This window comes from Lysinibacillus sphaericus, from assembly GCF_015844675.1.
GTDB lineage: Bacteria > Bacillota > Bacilli > Bacillales_A > Planococcaceae > Lysinibacillus > Lysinibacillus sphaericus_E.
The window spans coordinates 16,914-34,345 of sequence record NZ_LDGC01000096.1 but is presented as its reverse complement, the minus strand read 5'-3'; the positions used below and the strand labels follow the sequence as shown (position 1 = coordinate 34,345).

General features: G+C 35.2%; 15 protein-coding genes and 1 pseudogene. 12 read left to right on the top strand and 4 right to left on the bottom strand.

Annotation, left to right across the window (positions count from 1 at the left end; genetic code table 11):
* The first annotated feature begins 256 nt into the window (after positions 1-256).
* A complete protein-coding gene (locus tag ABE34_RS24225; RefSeq protein WP_197144946.1) occupies positions 257-1,252 on the top strand; it encodes a zinc-dependent alcohol dehydrogenase family protein in 996 nt (331 codons plus the stop codon).
* Between the two features lie 144 nt (positions 1,253-1,396).
* Here ABE34_RS24225 and ABE34_RS24220 read toward each other — a convergent pair whose 3' ends face one another.
* Positions 1,397-2,392, bottom strand: coding sequence for a PLP-dependent cysteine synthase family protein (locus tag ABE34_RS24220; RefSeq protein WP_197144945.1), 996 nt, complete (start codon positions 2,390-2,392; stop codon positions 1,397-1,399).
* A gap of 507 nt (positions 2,393-2,899) precedes the next feature.
* Between ABE34_RS24220 and ABE34_RS24215 the strand changes: the two genes are divergently transcribed.
* The 5 genes from ABE34_RS24215 to ABE34_RS24195 all read left to right on the top strand — a co-directional run bounded on the left by ABE34_RS24215 (position 2,900) and on the right by ABE34_RS24195 (position 6,530).
* On the top strand, positions 2,900-3,658 hold the full coding sequence (locus ABE34_RS24215) for a formate/nitrite transporter family protein (protein WP_197144944.1): 759 nt from the start codon (positions 2,900-2,902) through the stop codon (positions 3,656-3,658).
* A 305-nt stretch (positions 3,659-3,963) separates the two neighbouring features.
* Positions 3,964-4,266 (top strand): DUF5320 domain-containing protein, encoded by a 303-nt coding sequence (locus tag ABE34_RS24210; RefSeq protein ID WP_197144943.1) that lies wholly within the window; start codon positions 3,964-3,966, stop codon positions 4,264-4,266.
* A gap of 102 nt (positions 4,267-4,368) precedes the next feature.
* On the top strand, positions 4,369-4,794 hold the full coding sequence (locus tag ABE34_RS24205) for a GatB/YqeY domain-containing protein (RefSeq protein ID WP_197144942.1): 426 nt from the start codon (positions 4,369-4,371) through the stop codon (positions 4,792-4,794).
* Between the two features lie 138 nt (positions 4,795-4,932).
* Positions 4,933-5,511 (top strand): TetR/AcrR family transcriptional regulator, encoded by a 579-nt coding sequence (locus ABE34_RS24200; RefSeq protein ID WP_197144941.1) that lies wholly within the window; start codon positions 4,933-4,935, stop codon positions 5,509-5,511.
* Positions 5,512-5,582: 71 nt separating this feature from the next.
* Complete coding sequence (locus ABE34_RS24195; protein WP_197144940.1) at positions 5,583-6,530, top strand: SDR family NAD(P)-dependent oxidoreductase; 948 nt, start codon at positions 5,583-5,585, stop codon at positions 6,528-6,530.
* 82 nt (positions 6,531-6,612) lie between these two features.
* Here ABE34_RS24195 and ABE34_RS24190 read toward each other — a convergent pair whose 3' ends face one another.
* From ABE34_RS24190 to ABE34_RS24180, 3 genes and pseudogenes are all read right to left on the bottom strand, one after another.
* Positions 6,613-8,310: a methyl-accepting chemotaxis protein gene (locus tag ABE34_RS24190; protein WP_197144939.1), complete on the bottom strand. Its 1,698-nt coding sequence runs from the start codon at positions 8,308-8,310 to the stop codon at positions 6,613-6,615.
* Complete coding sequence (locus tag ABE34_RS24185; protein WP_197144938.1) at positions 8,288-9,937, bottom strand: pyridoxal phosphate-dependent decarboxylase family protein; 1,650 nt, start codon at positions 9,935-9,937, stop codon at positions 8,288-8,290. Before ABE34_RS24185 ends, ABE34_RS24190 begins: the two co-directional genes overlap by 23 nt.
* A gap of 419 nt (positions 9,938-10,356) precedes the next feature.
* Positions 10,357-10,620 (bottom strand): annotated as a pseudogene (locus ABE34_RS24180) (polysaccharide deacetylase family protein); the annotation flags it as partial.
* A gap of 63 nt (positions 10,621-10,683) precedes the next feature.
* Between ABE34_RS24180 and ABE34_RS24175 the strand changes: the two are divergent.
* The 6 genes from ABE34_RS24175 (at position 10,684) to grpE (ending at position 17,371) form a co-directional block, all read left to right on the top strand.
* Positions 10,684-11,874: a DHH family phosphoesterase gene (locus ABE34_RS24175; RefSeq protein ID WP_197144937.1), complete on the top strand. Its 1,191-nt coding sequence runs from the start codon at positions 10,684-10,686 to the stop codon at positions 11,872-11,874.
* 263 nt (positions 11,875-12,137) lie between these two features.
* Positions 12,138-12,983, top strand: coding sequence for a DUF4179 domain-containing protein (locus tag ABE34_RS24170; protein ID WP_197144936.1), 846 nt, complete (start codon positions 12,138-12,140; stop codon positions 12,981-12,983).
* Between the two features lie 95 nt (positions 12,984-13,078).
* Entirely contained in the window at positions 13,079-14,248 is a 1,170-nt protein-coding gene (gene chrA, locus ABE34_RS24165; protein WP_430982181.1) for a chromate efflux transporter, read from the top strand.
* A 247-nt stretch (positions 14,249-14,495) separates the two neighbouring features.
* Complete coding sequence (gene hemW, locus ABE34_RS24160; RefSeq protein WP_197144934.1) at positions 14,496-15,641, top strand: radical SAM family heme chaperone HemW; 1,146 nt, start codon at positions 14,496-14,498, stop codon at positions 15,639-15,641.
* An 89-nt stretch (positions 15,642-15,730) separates the two neighbouring features.
* On the top strand, positions 15,731-16,759 hold the full coding sequence (hrcA, locus tag ABE34_RS24155; protein WP_197144933.1) for a heat-inducible transcriptional repressor HrcA: 1,029 nt from the start codon (positions 15,731-15,733) through the stop codon (positions 16,757-16,759).
* A gap of 18 nt (positions 16,760-16,777) precedes the next feature.
* The gene (gene grpE, locus ABE34_RS24150) at positions 16,778-17,371 is read left to right on the top strand and encodes a nucleotide exchange factor GrpE (RefSeq protein ID WP_197144932.1); all 594 of its coding nucleotides are present in this window, start codon (positions 16,778-16,780) and stop codon (positions 17,369-17,371) included.
* Positions 17,372-17,432: the final 61 nt, after the last annotated feature.

The window sequence follows — 17,432 nt, the reverse complement described above, 5'->3', positions numbered from 1 at the left end:
GCAACAATCGATATTGACGGTGAACGAATTGTGTTACAAAAAACGCACCAGATGGTAGTAAGTAAAGTAAGGCAAATAAGTACAAAGGAGATGTTTTACGACCGAATCTCCTTAAGTGAAGTAAATCCAATAATAGAGGAGTATATAGGATTACACTAAACAACAGGCTGAAACGCTCGGTGAGGATTAAGAAAGCTCCCCGAAAGGTTTCATTTTGGAGTAGTCACAAAAACTGCTATATAAAGGAGTTAATTTTTTGAAAGCAAAAAGCATTAAATTATATGAATTTGGAAGCCCTCGGGAAGTTTTGAAGTTTGAAAATAAAATAATTCAACCTCCTCATAAACAAGAAATTCTTGTTCGAATGCTGGCACGACCTATTAACCCTTCTGATTTAATACCAATATGGGGGAGTTACGCTCATCGAATTTCTTTGCCAAATATTCCTGGCTATGAAGGGGTAGGTATTGTAGAGGCTGTAGGCCCGTGTGTTTCTCAGAATCTTATTGGAAAGCGTGTATTACCTTTGCGAGGGGAGGGAACTTGGCAGGAAATTGTAAAAACAAGCGCAGAATTCGCAGTACCCATTCCAGATACTATAGATGATTTTACTGCAGCACAAATGTATATCAACCCAATGACAGCTTGGGTAACATGTACAGACATATTACAATTGCAGCCAAATGATGTTTTAATAGTCAATGCTTGCGGTTCCGCAATTGGGCACATATTTGCTCAGCTAGCAAAATTGTTAGGTTTTCAATTAATCGCGGTTACGAGAAATAATAGACATACTGACGATTTAATTCAGCTAGGTGCTTCCTATGTAATCGATACTTCCAAAGCACCTCTTTATGAGACAGTAATGGAACTAACAAATGGTCGGGGCGCTGATGCTGCTATTGATTCTATTGGAGGGACAGCGGGCAACGATCTTGCTTTTTGTCTGAAATCTGGAGGGAACTTTTTAGCCATTGGTCTTTTATCAGGTGTGCAAGTGAATTGGCAGAGAATCGTTAAAGAGGCAAATGTAAATGCGAATCTGTTCCATTTGCGTCATTGGAATAAGCAAGTATCGGTAGAAAGATGGCAACGTACATTTCAGCACTTAATCCATCTAGTTAATAGTGATAAATTAAAAATGATGACGGTGGATTCTCATTATGATTTGTTAGACATTAAAAACGCGATAACGGCTGTTGAATCATCTAAAACTACTAAAGGAAAGATTTTTTTAACAAGTTATAAATAAATATAAAAACCGAACTATCCCTATGAAACACTTCATGAGCGTTTCATAGGGATAGTTCGGTATTTTTGTTAGTTGAAACTCTTTTGTCCCAGCTTTTTTATGAATAGTGTGGCTAGCCTAAAAAAATCTAAGCATACTGTGATGCTAAAATAAATCAGTTGATAAATAACGCAGACCAGTATCAGGTAGGATTACGACAATTCGTTTTCCTTTGTTCTCTGCACGTTTTGCAAGAGCTGTGGCGGCAAATATAGCAGCACCTGATGAAGTACCTACTAAAATACCATCTGATTTCGCAACTGCGCGTGTAGCCTCATAAGCTTGTGTAGTTTCTACTTCAAGTACTTCATCAATTATATCTAAATGAACATTCGATGGTACACGGACCTCGTTTGCATCGGAGAAGCGATGAACACCTGTAATTTCAATGATATCTGGATTATTAACGGTTGCAATGGAATTAATAGCAGGCTCTACACCAATGATCTGAATAGCTGGATTTTTAGATTTTAAGTATGCACCAGCACCACTTATTGTACCACCTGTGCCGATTGATGCCACAAAGATATCAATTTGTCCGTCTGTATCCTCCCAAATTTCAGGACCAGTAGTTAACCTATGAACATTTGGGTTGGCGTCATTATTAAGCTGATTTAAAAACACAACATTTTCTTCTCGTTCAACGACCGTTTCTCGAAATACTTTATTCGTTTCAACAAAGTCACCCTCTGTTTCCTCAAAAGCAGTTACCATTTCTGGGACATCTGAAAATGGTACAACCTCTGCTCCGTATGCCTTTACAACCTTTGTGCGCTCTTCACTAACACCATCTTGCATGTAAATTCGAAGCTTATAGCCTTTTGCTGCTGCAATTGCTGCTAGACCAATACCAGTATTGCCACTTGTTGTTTCGATTATTGTTTTATCTTTTGTTAATACACCACGAGTTTCAGCATCCTCAATTAACGCTTTAGCAACACGGTCCTTCACACTATTAGCAGGATTAAAATACTCTAGCTTTACGATAATTTCGGCTTCTAGCTGTTGCTCTTTTATATACTGATTAAGTGCTAATAGTGGTGTATGACCGATTAATTCTGTAATAGATTGTTTGATCTTATTCGTTACAATTTGACCCATCACAATCAACCCCTTCAATTTAACCTACTTAACTTACTTGTTTTATAGGAATTGATGGAATCATATCATGATAAATCCATATAAGCAATAAAACACCTGATAGAAAAATTGAATCTAATGATAGAAAAAAATAATGAATCATATATGTATATTAATTTTTCCTGAGGTAAGGGGAGTAATATTGACAATGCTTCTATGCGAAAGTTAGCCGAGTGTATTAAAATGGGTGTCTTATCAGAAAGAAATTCCTTCATTATTTTTGATTAATTAAAGTTTTTTAATCCAAATGCACTAATAGTAGATATAAAGTAATCTTTAAAGTGCATAAATATATGTTTATTTGGAGGAATTTACTTTAAATTTGCTAATTAACGATATTTTGGAATAATATTTGTTAAAATGTAGCCTTGTATAAAAGTTGGTTTGAGTAGTAACTAGGAGACTATTTGAGATCAACCGTAAAAAAGAGCTATTAAGTTAGCTTGATGTTATTTGGGAGATGAAAGTATGAAAGAAACAATTTCTTCAGTTTGTATAACTGCTGAAACAAAAATTAACATGATGAAGCATAAGTCTGCTAATTATTTCTTGTTAGCTATTTTTGGTGGACTTTTTATCGGATTTGGAATTTTGCTCATCACTACTATTGGCGGCTTATTAAGTCCGACTGAAGTACCAAGTATGAAAATCTTACAAGGGTTAGCATTTGGTGTGGCGCTTAGTATGGTTATGATGGCTGGGGCAAATTTATTTACTGGTGATAATCTAGTTTTAACGGTTAGTACACTATCAAAAAAATCATCTCCATTAGAGATGTTGGGTATTTGGTCGTTTAGTTACATAGGTAATTTCTTTGGTTCTCTTTTAGCAGCAGCGTTATTTTTCTACTCGGGGCTAGCAGTTGGAGATACTGCAGCTTACATTGAAAAACTTGCTACAGCTAAGATGAATGCTAGTTTCGTTGAACTTTTATTACGAGGTATTTTATGTAATTTACTTGTTTGCTTGGCCGTATGGTGTACGTATAAATTGAAAACAGAGGCAGGAAAATTAGCGATGATTTTCTGCTGTATTTTCCCTTTTGTCACAATTGGATTTGAGCACTGTATAGCAAATATGACATTGTTTTCTCTTGCTCTCTTCATACCTCATGGTGAACTAGTATCGTTTGGTGGAGCCATTTCAAATTTATTGCCTGTAACACTAGGGAATATTATTGGTGGAGCTGTTATTGGTTTTGTTTATTGGGTAAATGGCAGAGATTAATAAATCACTAAATATTACTAATGTAGTCAGCTTAAGTATAGTAAAATACTTCGTGCCAGGGCAATTTGAGAAGATTGTAAGTACCTGTTGACATATACAGGAATATAAAGCAATGCGATTTTATCAAGTGAAATTAACGGATGAATACTTGACAATTTCCATCTTTTAACACTTTGACTTTTAGATAAATCGTAGATAGAATGACAGGTAGAGTTGCTTATGTAACTCTACCTATTTTTATTGTGATTAATGCGTGAAATTAATAGATAAATGTAATAAATATAAAGGAGCGGAGGAACTCAAAAATGGAACAAGAAGTCAACCAACATACGATTCTTCAAGCAATTTTAGAGCTTTCAAAGCAAATGCAAGACATAAAGTCGGATCTCCAACAACAAATCGAAGCAGTTGAGAAGAGATTAGAAGTAAAAATCGATGCAGTTGAAAAGAGACTAGAAGAAAAACACGAAGCGTTGGAAAAAAGATTAGACAAAGTTGAACAAAATTTAAGTCGAAAAATTGATCTTGTAGATGCAAAATTTGATATTTTATCATCGGATGTAATAACGACAAAAGCTGAAGTATCTATGCTTAAACAATTAAAATAGTATCAATTATGCTTCGGCATAATTCCGTGACACACGCTACCGTATCCTTTAAGGTTACGGTATTTTTTTATGGTATAATAAACGGACAAAGGAGTGAAAACATTGTTAAAAACTGAAGTATTTGAACAATTAAAAAAGGCAATGAAAGAAAAGGATGTATTAGCAAAAGGCGTATTAACACTTTTGAAATCTGCTCTAGATTTAGCTGAAAAAGAAAAGGGAGAAGCTTTATCGTCTGAAGAGGAAATGGCTATTATAAATCGTGAAGTAAAGCAAACAAATCAGGCTCTTGAGGGTGCTCAAAATGCAGGTCGAGCTGACTTAATTGAAAAAGAGGAAGCAAAATTAGTTCTGTTAAAATCATTTTTACCAGAGCAATTAACTGAAGAAAAAATTGCAGAAAAGCTTGTGGCAGCTGGCGTTGTAAAAGGAATGAACATGGGTGAAGCGATGAAAATTGCAAAACCTTTATTAACTGGGCAAGCTGAAGGCGCTGTTATTTCAAAAGTTGTGAAGAGCCTTATTTAATATCGTTAGAAACATCCCCCTACAGTTAAGTAGTACGGGGTTGTTTTTATTGAATTACTATATTTTTGTGTAACTATTGCCAAAAAATGAAAATGCTTTTATACTTATTGTTAACCACTGGTCAATAAGGAGGGTACTATGTCGCCACGTAAGCCATCAACAAAAGATTTGACGAAAGAAATGATTATAAATGAGGCTCATAAGCAATTTATCACGAAGGATTTTCAGCAAATATCAATGCGTAGTATTGCTAAAGAGCTTGGTTGTAGTCATGGGGCTATTTATTATCATTTTAAAAATAAAGCCGAAATATTTTATGCGATATTAAGTGATTATTTTTCTGAACTAAATAATATTTTAGATGAAAATATGAACGGTCCTGAAGATCATAATACTAAACTGCTGAATGTTTTTGTAGGCTTTATGGCATTTGGTTTAAATAATCAAAGTCAGTATGAATTAATGTTTATCATGAGGGATAGCGAAATTGATGGGCTATCGCAAGAGGCCGCAAACCTTAGCTATGAAAAATTTGCACAATCTGTACGATCCTTATCAAAGACAGAACTGTTGATTTCAGATATACATTCTACATTTATTGCTCTTCATGGGTTTGTTGCACATTATCGTCATTATGTAAAAAATTATGAGGAAGCGAAAGAAGCAGTGGATGTACATGCAAAATTTCTTATGAAGGCTTTAACTTATAGAGAGTAGCTCTAGAAAAAATTCTAGAGCCTTCTTCTAACAGTTATTTGACCAGTGGTTAATTAAAGGAGGAATCTAGTTTGCAAAAAGCATTAGTTATTGGAGCATCTGGTGGTATGGGTTATGCGCTTGTAAATGAACTAGTTAATAGAAATATACAGGTGAAGGCATTTGCTAGAAATGAAAAAAAGTTAGTTGCACTTTTTCGGCAGCACAAAAATGTCGAAATCATTTCAGGTGATGTATTTAATGAACAGGACATGATGAGAGCTTCAAACGGTGTGGATATTATTTTTCATGCTATTAGTTTTCCGTATCAGGATTGGGAAAAGCTCCATTTGAGATGCTTAGATATAGTGATTAACATAGCCGAGAGGCGAGGAGCGAAGATTGCATTTGTAGATAATATTTATGCATATGGAAGACAATCGACAAACCCTGTAATAGAGCAAGCTAAAAAGGAACCACAGACGAAAAAAGGGAAAATTCGCTTAACGATGGAAAATAAATTAAAAAACAGTAATGCACCCTCGTTAATTGTACATTTTCCTGATTTATACGGACCAAATGCAGAGAACACAATACTCTATGAAACATTAAAAAGTGTTGCGCAAGATAAAAAAGCTAATTTTGTAGGGAATATGCAAGTGAAAAGGGAATTTCTTTATACAGTTGATGGAGCAAAGGCTATGGTAGAGCTTGCTTTGCGAGACGACACATATAATCAAAATTGGAATGTGCCAGCTGCTCACCCAATTGCAGGGGAAGAACTAGTGAAAATTTTACGTGACATTACTGGCTACAAAAAGGGTATTCGTACAGTTTCTAAAGGCATGATCAGGCTGATTGGAATATTTGCTCCTTCTATGAAAGAAGTAGTTGAAATCTTGTATTTAACAGAAGAACCGGTCATTTTAAGTGGGGAGAAATTAGAAAAGGAAATAGGCGCTTTACCAAGTACTTCGTATAGAGTAGGGCTAGAAGAAACGCTTACATGGATGAAGAAGAGAGCATCAAAAGACTTTTAAGAGTCAATGAAAAAATCCGCATAAACTTCTGTTGGTAGAAACTCACCTACAGAAAGCATAGCGGATTTTTTATTAGTATTTCTTACAGCTGAAATTTTTGTATGATAGTACGAAGTTGTTGTGCCATCTCAGCTAAATTATTTGAAGACGCCGTAATCTCCTCAATACTAGCTGATTGTTCCTCAGAAGCAGCAGCCACATTTTGAATGTTTCCAGAAGCTTGAACGGCTATTACACCAACTTCCTCAACAGAAAATGCAATGTTGTTAACCCCGTCATTAATGTTAGAAATGATATTATTGACATAATCCATTTCTTGAGTTAATGAAGTAATATTCGAATATATTTCTTTAAAGGCTACACCTGATTCATTAAAGCTAGTAGAGCTTTCAGCAAGATTATTACTGCTAATCTCCATAGATTTCACAGCTTGAGTAGACTCTTCTTTAATCGTCTCAATACGTGTTCGAATACTATTCGTCGCTGCTAAAGATTGGTCAGCTAATTTACGCACTTCTTCGGCTACAACTGCAAAGCCTTTACCATGCTCACCCGCACGTGCTGCTTCAATAGATGCATTTAAAGCGAGTAAATTTGTTTGATCAGTAATTTCGTTAATTAAAGTGACAATGTCGCCGATCTCATTTGAATAAGTGCTTAAACGTTTCACAACATCTGAAGTCTCTTGAATAGCATTAGATGTTAAGGCCATTTTTTCTGTAGCGCTTTGAATCGTCGTATTACCTTTTTCTGAAATAGAAGATGCATTAGATGCTTTTGTAGTGACATCATTTACAGTCGATACAACTTCTGACATCTTTGTAGAGATTGTCGTAATATGAGTTTCTACGTCTTCAATAGAGGAAGTTTGCTTTTCTGATCCTGCAGCTACCTCTTGCATAGAAGATGTGATTTGTTGAATCGATGCACTTGTTTGCTCAGAGCCCGCAGATAACTCTTCGGACATAGCAGCTACTTGCTCAGCATTTTCAGCAATTTGCTGAATTAGTGAGCGTAAGTCTTCTGTCATATTTTCAATGCCATCTGAAAGCTGTGCAATTTCATTAGAACCCTTTATGTTAAGTGATTCAACAGCTAAGTCTCCTTGTGCCACCTTACCAACATAACTAGTCATATTTTTAATTGGTTTAATAATGCCTTTACTAATGACATAAGCCACAATAATACCGAATATCAAAAACATCACAGTCATGATGATACAAATCCAAAGAGTTTCTGTTTGAAGCTTAGAAATAAAGGAAGCGTCCATATCTAAACCAAAAAGAATATCAGTATCTTTAAATGGTAAAAAAATCGATTTATGAATTCCGTATTCATCTTCATAAATATCACTGGATTGAACAGTTCCATTATCTAGCGCATCATTCATGTCCTGGCTAAAAACATAGCTCTCTTGATAATCATCTTTATCACTTAATGCCACAATATGTTCCTTACCGTTTGCCCGGGAAAGAACGTAGGCATTTTGAATATCATACTCTTTAAGAGTTTCATTTAATTCCTTTAATATGTCTTCATATTTATCCTTATCGCCTTCATCTGCAGCTTTGACATCATTTATGTCAATATCATCAAAAATTACCTTTGAAATAATTTCTAACTCTGACTCAAATTGTGTAATAACAAAATTATCGATGATCCGATAAGATGTAATAAATAATACGATACTAAATATTACAGAAATAATAGCAATTGGAATAGTAAAACTTGCAATATATTTATAGAGTAACGAGCTTTTAAATTTTTTGACTATACTCAACTTTAGCAGCCTCCAATACTTTCACCTTTTGTTGTAAGAAATGAACCATATCACTAATATGTTCTGTCTCAGTATAAGGAGAGATTGAAAAGAATTTTGCAGCAGCGACTGGAATTTGTTGTTTTGTATCGCTAGTATTGACAGTGCAGACACGTGTTGTATCACCGAAAAATACTTCGTCGCGACCTTCTCCTATAATTTCAAATAAAGAAGCATTTAGACCATTAATATATTCAATCTGATCTTGTGTATAGCTATCTGACTGTTCAGATTTCCAATTCATTCCTTCTGGATATAAACGGAAGGCTGTGACTGGTCCAATATTAGACTCGTTGACTACTTGTAACATTGGCGTTTTCTCAGCTAACTGCGCACGGAACGCTAAATTTACACGTACATAATTAGCTAATATTTGTTGGTAGCCTTCTTTACCAAATGCCTGTAATGCAGCATAAATAGCAATTGAACTACCCATACGAGAGCACTCTAATGTATAGCCTGTATGGTAAGAACCATAGCCTCGATTACCTACATAAGGTGTGTCGAAGTCATCAATATCTAATAGCTGTAAATGCTTTCCTTCTTTTATTAAGAATAAGCTTGTTAAATACGGTGTTTGACCAAGCTTTTGGAAGTCGAAGCAAAGGCTATCTGCAATAGGTAGATATTGCATACGTTCTCTAATTTGTTCAAGTCCTTGTAAAACATCAGTCTCGAACTGTAGTGGGTTTGCCTTAAAATCATAATCGTTGAAAAATGCGTAAAAACCACCTAAAGCTGAATCAGCGTGAATATGTATAGGCTTTAAGGAATGTTTTTGTTCTAGTTCAGTTGTAACATTTTTGATTGCTTGTACATCATCAATAGCAAATTGATCTGTAGCGCCTGTTGTAGCAACTACATACACTGGAATGCCACCATTTTCGATAACCTCAGTCATACGCAAACGTAAGTCTTCGATATCCATTGAATGATCTTGTCCAGCTTTAACACGAATTAAATGCTTGCTACCGATGCCGACTGCTTCAATTGATTTTAATAAGCTGTAATGAGCATTTTCTGAAGCGAAGCAATATAAATTATTAGGTACGCCATCTTCCTTTGCGTTAGGGAATTGTTTAGCGATTGCAAGACGAAGCCCACTGAAAACAGCCCCTTGTCCGCCCCACGTTGTGTAACCAAAGCTTTGTGTATAGTCGTAGCCAACTAACTTCGACATCATTGCAACTACTTTTACCTCACATTCCGCGGCAGCAGGTCCGTATACATCCCATAGATTGTTACCATTAAGTAGAGCATTTGTAAACTGGCCTAATATTCCAGGAATGCTGGCCATTGGCAAAACATTTGTTACAAAGTTGCGTGTATGGTAAGGATGTCCTTGCATCAATTTCGTTAATTCATTTACAACTTGATCAAGCCCGACACCTGAAACTGGTACTTGATTTTCTTGCATTAACTCTTTGTAGAAATTGTCAGAGCGTTCTTTCATCGGTCCAAGAGTCGTTGTTTGTGGATCTTTTAATGCATCTAATGATGTAACAATTTTCTCTAATAGGGTTAAAAAGTTCTCTCTTTGTTCGATATTTCCATCTTCACTTTGGAATAATTGTTGGATTTTTTTCATAGTCATCATCCTTTTTAGTTCATTTTTCCTCTATTTTTTGTTTCATAAAAATAGGTCGTTTTACTAAAATAATGATAACATATTATAACAATAAATGAATTTATATTTTATCAGAAAATTAATTTAGATATTTCTAAATAGTTCGATTTATTACGATGGCGAAATATTTCGAAAAATAATATAGCGAATTATTTCTGTAAATGTTGATTTTAAAGGGTTTTTATGACGTTTTTTTTATGAATTATTGCAAAGTTAGTGAAAGGAAAATACTATGAGGAAAAGAAATATTTTATGATGAATACTATGGATATAATAATTTTCATTTAATAAATAAATGCGGATTTTTTAATGCTTTATGACTATTAATGAGAAGGGAGTATTACTCGAAGGGAGTAAGCGTTTTATTATAACAATATAGTTCCTTCATTTAGATTTTCCTCAATTTCCTTCCCAATTAGAAAAAGTTGCTTTCGTATTGTAGTCGTCTAATAAGGATAAAATGGTGCTAACATTTTTAGTAGGGCCATCATCAAAAGTTAATGCTACGACCTTCTGATGTGTTTCGAAATGTGAAGTAATAGTGCCAAATAGTTGGAACGATTTAGCATTCATCAACTTATATGTACCAAACCCTAAAGCAACAATGAATAATAGACCGAATTAGTAATTCTCTTTTTCAGCATAAATACTCCTTACAATACCGATAATTTTTTAATGTTAAACCATACTAGTTGGGAGGTGAAAAAATGTATAAATTGCTATCGCATAATGATTTAGATGGAATAGGTTGTGGAATTTTAGCCAAACTTGCTTTTCAAGATCAAGTGAAGGTAAGGTACAATTCGATTTCATCGCTGGATCGCGAGATTGAATTTTTTTTAGACACGAACGACCAAGGTACTTTTTTATTTATTACAGACTTATCTCCAAACGAGGAAAATGAAAAGAGATTAGATAATTATTATACCGCAACTGGTAATGTACAACTGCTTGATCATCATAAAACAGCTTATCATTTGAACGATTATGGATGGGGTAAAGTAATAGTAGAAGATGAAAATGGATATTTAACATCAGCAACATCCTTATTTTATCAGTACCTTGTTTCACATGGATTTTTAGAACAAACAAATGCCATCACAGAATTTGTAGAGTTAGTGAGACAGTACGATACATGGGAATGGGAAAAGAATGATAATCAACAAGCACGTCGGCTAAACACTCTCTTTTTTTTAGTGTCAATTGATGACTTTGAAGAAAAAATGCTTGAACGCTTAAAGACAAACGAACACTTTGACTTTGATGATTTTGAAAAGAAAATGTTGCGTATGGAAGAAGAGAAAATAGAACGGTACATCCGCCGAAAAAAACGGGAGCTAGTACAAACATCGATAGGAGATTACTTTACAGGTGTAGTGTATGCAGAATCTTATCACTCAGAGCTTGGAAATGAATTGGGGAAAGAAAATGTACACCTTGATTTTATAGCAATATTAAATATGGGTGGCAAAAGAATTTCATTTCGAACGATTCATGATCACGTAGATGTTTCGGCTATTGCAGCAGAATTCGGAGGAGGAGGGCATCAAAAAGCTGCTGGTTGCTCTTTAACAGATGAAGCTTATGAACAGTATGTAACACAAACATTTCATATAGCACCAATACCGGAAGACGCCAAAAGAAATCGCTATAATTTAAGGTTTTCTTCGTTTGGGACAATGTATAAAAACCTTGAAGAAGAAAATTTCCTCCTATATTCAATAAGTGATTTTGATTGGATAATTGAAAAAAATAAACTGCCATTAGATCAAATCTTTACAAGTTTTTATGAAGCGGAATGGTTTTTAAAAAGAAATTACCAAGCATGGTTAGTGAAAGATGAGTTGTTTGTAGATTATTTAATGGAAGAGGCCAAAAAGGTTCGCCATCAAGAGTAAGGAATAAAGCTCTTCGCATAGCATATATTTTCAGGCATGAGAAATCACTCTAATTTAATGTACTGCAACAATCAGAAACATTTCATTGACCATTTTGTTCTTCAAGATGTGCAACAACATTAAAGGAATATACATTATTCCTTTAGATACATAGCGAAATCAGCCAAATCAAGACAACGTTAGAGGTTATATAATGTTCAACTGAAAACTACAATAAATAAAAAGCTTTTGTGCAGACATACTTTCTTTAAAATGAGGTGTACATGATGTCCGATATGCTTCTAGTTGAGAATCAGCCAAAGGGAAATCTAGGACGCAAAATATGGTTTATTGTAGTATTGCTTTTATTGGTAGCTACTTGTGTCATTGTTTATTATTTTTTATTTAAGAAAGAGTTGAATTTTGAAGCATACAAAACAGTTGTCGACAAAACTACTGAAAATGCTCTTGGACGTTTAACGTTAAATGAAATAATCATTGATGATAACCAAATATTATTGAATGCTACTTTTAAGCCAGTTAAGGACTTAAATTTCGACAATCAAATCTTTTTCTTTCCACAAGTTTTTGTGAATGGAAAAGAGCTCACGGTTAGAAATGGAGGACAGACAATCCAACAATCCGATAAAAAGTATACAATTTATAGTAGTGTGAAATTAAGTGAACTACCAGAAGATAAAATATTAAATGTAGATATTCGTTATAACGACTGGAACGGGGAAAAAAAGATTGACGATCCATGGGAATTTCAAGTGGAAGCTTCACAAGAGCAATTACAGGAAGATAGAAATACCTTCTCTGTTGAGAAAAAAGCAAAGCTGTTAGATGGTCAGGAAATAACGATAGAAAAGGTTGTTTCTACACCAATATCTACAACGGTTTATTTTCATTCCGAGAAAAGCTTATTAAATGAAGCAATACATTTTAAAATTCAATCAGCGTCAGGGGAAACTTGGCACATTAACTCTGCTTATCCTTTAAATGAAGATTATACGAAATGGGGTGTCCGCCTCGATGCATTATACTTAACTGGTAATAGCTATGAGCTAATTCCAGTTGCTAAAAATGGAAGTGAACTGGGCTCCGCTATTAAAATTGAAGATAAATAACGAAACCTACATCCGTAACTTTTAAATTTTACAATATCTTAAACTAAAAAGATGATTACTTAATGTAATATGAATATATAGACATTTGAAAGTAGTTGAAGATATTGCGAAGGTTATGGGGAATTTTTTTAGTTTCACTAAAATTAGGTTGTACATCCTTTGGGGGTCCTACTGCTCATTTAGGGTATTTTCAAAATGAATATGTTCAGAAGCGTAAATGGTTATCTGATAAAGAATATAGTCAACTAGTTGGGCTCAGTCAATTTTTACCTGGGCCAGCATCGAGCCAGGTAGGGATGGGTATTGGCTTATTAAGAGGCGGTTTATTGGGGAGTATTGTGTCATTTCTTGGTTTTACATTACCATCGGTTTTGCTCCTTATGGCATTTGCGTATTTTTCTGCATATACAGGGATGGATATGGGCTTGGTTCATGGCTTAAAATTAGTGGCTGTTGCGATTGTCGCACAAGCTATTATAGAAATGTCCAAAAAATTAATCCCTAGTATTCGCCATTTTATAATCGCTTTGTTAGCACTTGCAGTAGTCCTTTTATGGGTTCATCCGCTTGCTCAAGTAACTACTATTATTGTTGCTTCTTTTGTAGGCTATCTCTTTTGTAAGATGACTAATCAAATAGAAAACCCAAAAGAAACGCTTGTGCCGATTTCAAAAATGACCGGTATATGTTTTTTAGCGCTGTTTGTTCTATTACTTATTGGTTTACCAATCGCTAGCCCATTTATTCAATATGAATGGTTTATGTTGATTGAAAAATTTTATCTATCAGGTGCATTAGTGTTTGGTGGAGGTCATGTTGTGTTGCCTTTACTTGAGGCACAGTTTGTCCAAAGTGGATTAATGAGTTCTTCCGATTTTTTAGCAGGCTACGGAATGACGCAGGCAGTCCCAGGCCCATTATTTACGTTTGCTTCTTATATAGGAATGGTCATTGCTGGGGTGCCAGGGGCTATTATTGCAACGATAGCGATTTTTTTACCAGCATTTTTGCTAATAGTAGGGGCAATGCCTTTTAGGCTAACGCTTAATCGTATTGCCGGATTAAGAGGAGCGATGGCTGGTGCAAATGCAGCAGTTGTTGGCATATTAGCTGCAGCTTTTATTCATCCGATTGTTACACTGACAATTCAAAATGGACTAGACATCGTAATCGCAGCCTCTTTTTTATTGTGCCTGATACGTTGGGGAATTCAACCTTATTTGCTCGTTTTAATTGGCATTTGTATAGGATTTGTATGTTATTAAGTACACACAAAAATATATTTTATTCTTTTCTTGATGAATCAAACCCACTTGTTGCAGTGGGTTTGATTTTTTTGTGCTTTTAAAAATGTCCAGCAGGATTGATGTCGTGCAATTGTTATAGATAAATAATGTCCATACCATTTAATTTTGATTTAGTTATTTTAACTGGTTGGATTCATGGCGTTCCATGTCACGATTGTTTATAATGAGGAAATGGAAAAAGACTAACGAGAAAGAAGGGATAGCTATGGCACGAGGTGTTTACATTCATATTCCTTTTTGTCATCAAATTTGCAACTATTGCGATTTCAATAAATTTTATTTTAAAAATCAACCAGTTGATGAATATATAGAAATGCTTGGCAAGGAGATGGAGCTTGCGACTGAAAAATATCCTGAAAGTTTTAAAAAAATCGAAACGATATTTCTTGGAGGCGGTACACCAACAGCATTAACGCCGCAACAATTAGAGAGACTTCTTGAACTTATCCGTACGTACATTCCAATGGGCAGTGTGACGGAGTTTACGTCAGAGGCCAATCCGGACGAGCTATCAGAAGCAAAATTACAGGCATTATTTGCTGGCGGTGTAAATCGCATAAGCATGGGTGTGCAATCCTTTGATCAAGAGTTGTTAAAAAAGATTGGCCGTACACATAGCAACAAACATGTCTATGAAACAATTGACTTAGCGAAAAAGGTAGGCTTTAGAAACATTAGTTTGGATTTAATGTACGGCTTGCCAGGGCAAACGATTGCACAATGGAAGGATACTTTAGAAAAAGCGTTCGCGCTTGATATACCACATTATTCCGCTTATTCACTAATCGTTGAACCGAAAACGATTTTTTATAATCAATACACAAAAGGTAAGCTTCATTTACCAACTGAAGATCTTGAAGCGGATATGTACGAGGTGTTAATGAACCAGATGGAGGCACATGGACTTCATCAATATGAAATAAGCAACTTTGCTCAATCTGGTTTCAGTTCTACACATAACAAAATATACTGGGAAAACGATGAATATGCAGGCTTTGGTGCGGGTGCTCATGGATATCTAGCAGGTGTGCGATATTCAAATCATGGACCATTGAAAAAGTATATGGATGCAGTAAATGCAGGAGAACTACCAATTGTATATGAACATGTTGTAACAAAGAAAGAAAAATGTGAAGAGCAAATGTTTTTAGGACTGCGTAAAACGGAAGGAATTACACACACTATATATGAAGAAAAATTTAATGAATCCATGCATAGGCATTACTCACATATCATAGAAAAATTAGTTTCAGAAGGTCTATTGGAGCATGATACTAAAGGAATTCGCCTTACTCGAAAAGGTCGTTTTGTAGGGAATGAAGTATTTCAACAATTTTTATTAGAAGATTGAGCGATATCATTGACATAAAATGTAGGATTTGATAACTTAATAATAGTATTAGCACTCCTCTTAGTTGAGTGCTAACAGAGGTGATAATCATGCTAACAAATCGGCAATTACAAATATTGCAAGCTATAGTAGATGACTTTATTATGTTTGCACAGCCGGTAGGTTCTCGCCAAATCTCCAAAAAGCAAGAGATTACATTTAGTCCAGCCACAATTCGAAATGAAATGGCGGATTTAGAGGAATTAGGCTTCTTGGAAAAAACACACACCTCCTCTGGTCGAGTGCCTTCGGAAAAGGGTTATAGATTTTATGTAGATCATTTGTTGAGCCCACAAGGCATTAATTCAAGGGACATTCAGCAAATCCAATCAATTTTCAATGATCGCTTAGTAGAAGTAGAGCATATTATCCGGAAGTCAGCCAATATTTTATCGGAGCTGACATCGTATACATCGATTCTTTTAGGACCAGATGTCCAAAGACATCGTGTTAAACGATTTTCAATTGTGCCACTCTCTAGCGATGAAGCAGTAGCGATTATCGTAACAAATAATGGACATGTTGAAAACCGCATGTTTAGTTTACCTCCTAATTTTACCGCTTCTGATTTAGAGAAAATGGTTAATATCTTAAATGAACGTCTAATTGGTGAGTCATTAGAAGATATTCATAAAAAACTCGAAGCTGAAGTGCTAGCAGTATTACAACAGCATGTTCAATCAGCGGATGATTTTATTCGCTCTCTCGTGACAGCGACGATGCATAATTCGGAAAGTAAAATTTTTTATGGTGGTAAAACAAATATGTTCAACCAACCGGAATTCCACGATTTAAATAAAGTCCGTATGATTTTGGACTTAATGGAAACGACTAGCCAAGTGCAGTCGCTCTTCCATCCTAATGAATCGGGCATTCATATTCGTATAGGCTCGGAAAATAAACAATTAGAAATGGAAAACTGTAGTGTCATTACGACCACTTATTCTATTGGTGAAGAACAGCAAGGGGCTATAGCAATTATTGGTCCAACACGAATGGATTATAAACGTGTTGTTGCTTTACTAGATGTAATGCGCATGGATTTAACACAAGCCTTTACGAAGAATCGTAGTGATTGATAATGAGGAGGATTTCAAGTGACGGAAACAACTGAAAACAAAGACCTTGTACAAGAAGATGTACAAGCTGAAAATGAAGTAGAAGAAACTGAAGTTAAAGTAGAAGAAACAGAAGTTAAAGTAGAAGAACAAGAAGTCGAATTAACAATTGAAGAACAGTACGAAGCAAAGCTAGCTGAGTTACAAGCAAAGCTAGATGATGAGGAAAGCCGTCATCTACGTTTACGTGCTGACTTCGATAATATTCGTCGTCGCAACCAACTTGATCGTGAGGCTGCTGAAAAGTATCGCGCTCAAACTTTACTGTCAGATTTACTGCCAGTCATCGATAATTTTGAGCGTGCCTTACAAGTTGAAGCGACTTCAGAAGAAACGGCTTCTATCGTAAAAGGTATTGAAATGGTATACCGTTCTCTGATCGAAGCAACTGAGAAGGAAGGCTTGCAAATTATTAAAGCTGAAGGTGAGCAATTTGATCCAAATGTTCACCAAGCTGTTATGCAGGAGCAAGATAGTGAAAAAGAGTCTGGTGTTGTCTTACGCGAGCTTCAAAAAGGTTATATGTTAAAGGATCGCGTATTACGCCCAACGATGGTATCTGTGAACGAATAGACTTAGTACTATTTAGTTAATTACAATTATTAGTTAGAAAACGCATCATTTGCGTTTCAAT

Excerpts from the sequence above, each read along its gene's own strand:
- ABE34_RS24220 (WP_197144945.1), bottom strand. The coding sequence starts at position 2,392 with ATGGGTCAAATTGTAACGAATAAGATCAAACAATCTATTACAGAATTA.
- ABE34_RS24215 (WP_197144944.1), top strand. The coding sequence starts at position 2,900 with ATGAAAGAAACAATTTCTTCAGTTTGTATAACTGCTGAAACAAAAATT.
- ABE34_RS24210 (WP_197144943.1), top strand. The coding sequence starts at position 3,964 with ATGGAACAAGAAGTCAACCAACATACGATTCTTCAAGCAATTTTAGAG.
- ABE34_RS24200 (WP_197144941.1), top strand. The coding sequence starts at position 4,933 with ATGTCGCCACGTAAGCCATCAACAAAAGATTTGACGAAAGAAATGATT.
- ABE34_RS24185 (WP_197144938.1), bottom strand. The coding sequence starts at position 9,937 with ATGAAAAAAATCCAACAATTATTCCAAAGTGAAGATGGAAATATCGAA.
- ABE34_RS24175 (WP_197144937.1), top strand. The coding sequence starts at position 10,684 with ATGTATAAATTGCTATCGCATAATGATTTAGATGGAATAGGTTGTGGA.
- ABE34_RS24170 (WP_197144936.1), top strand. The coding sequence starts at position 12,138 with ATGATGTCCGATATGCTTCTAGTTGAGAATCAGCCAAAGGGAAATCTA.
- hemW (WP_197144934.1), top strand. The coding sequence starts at position 14,496 with ATGGCACGAGGTGTTTACATTCATATTCCTTTTTGTCATCAAATTTGC.
- hrcA (WP_197144933.1), top strand. The coding sequence starts at position 15,731 with ATGCTAACAAATCGGCAATTACAAATATTGCAAGCTATAGTAGATGAC.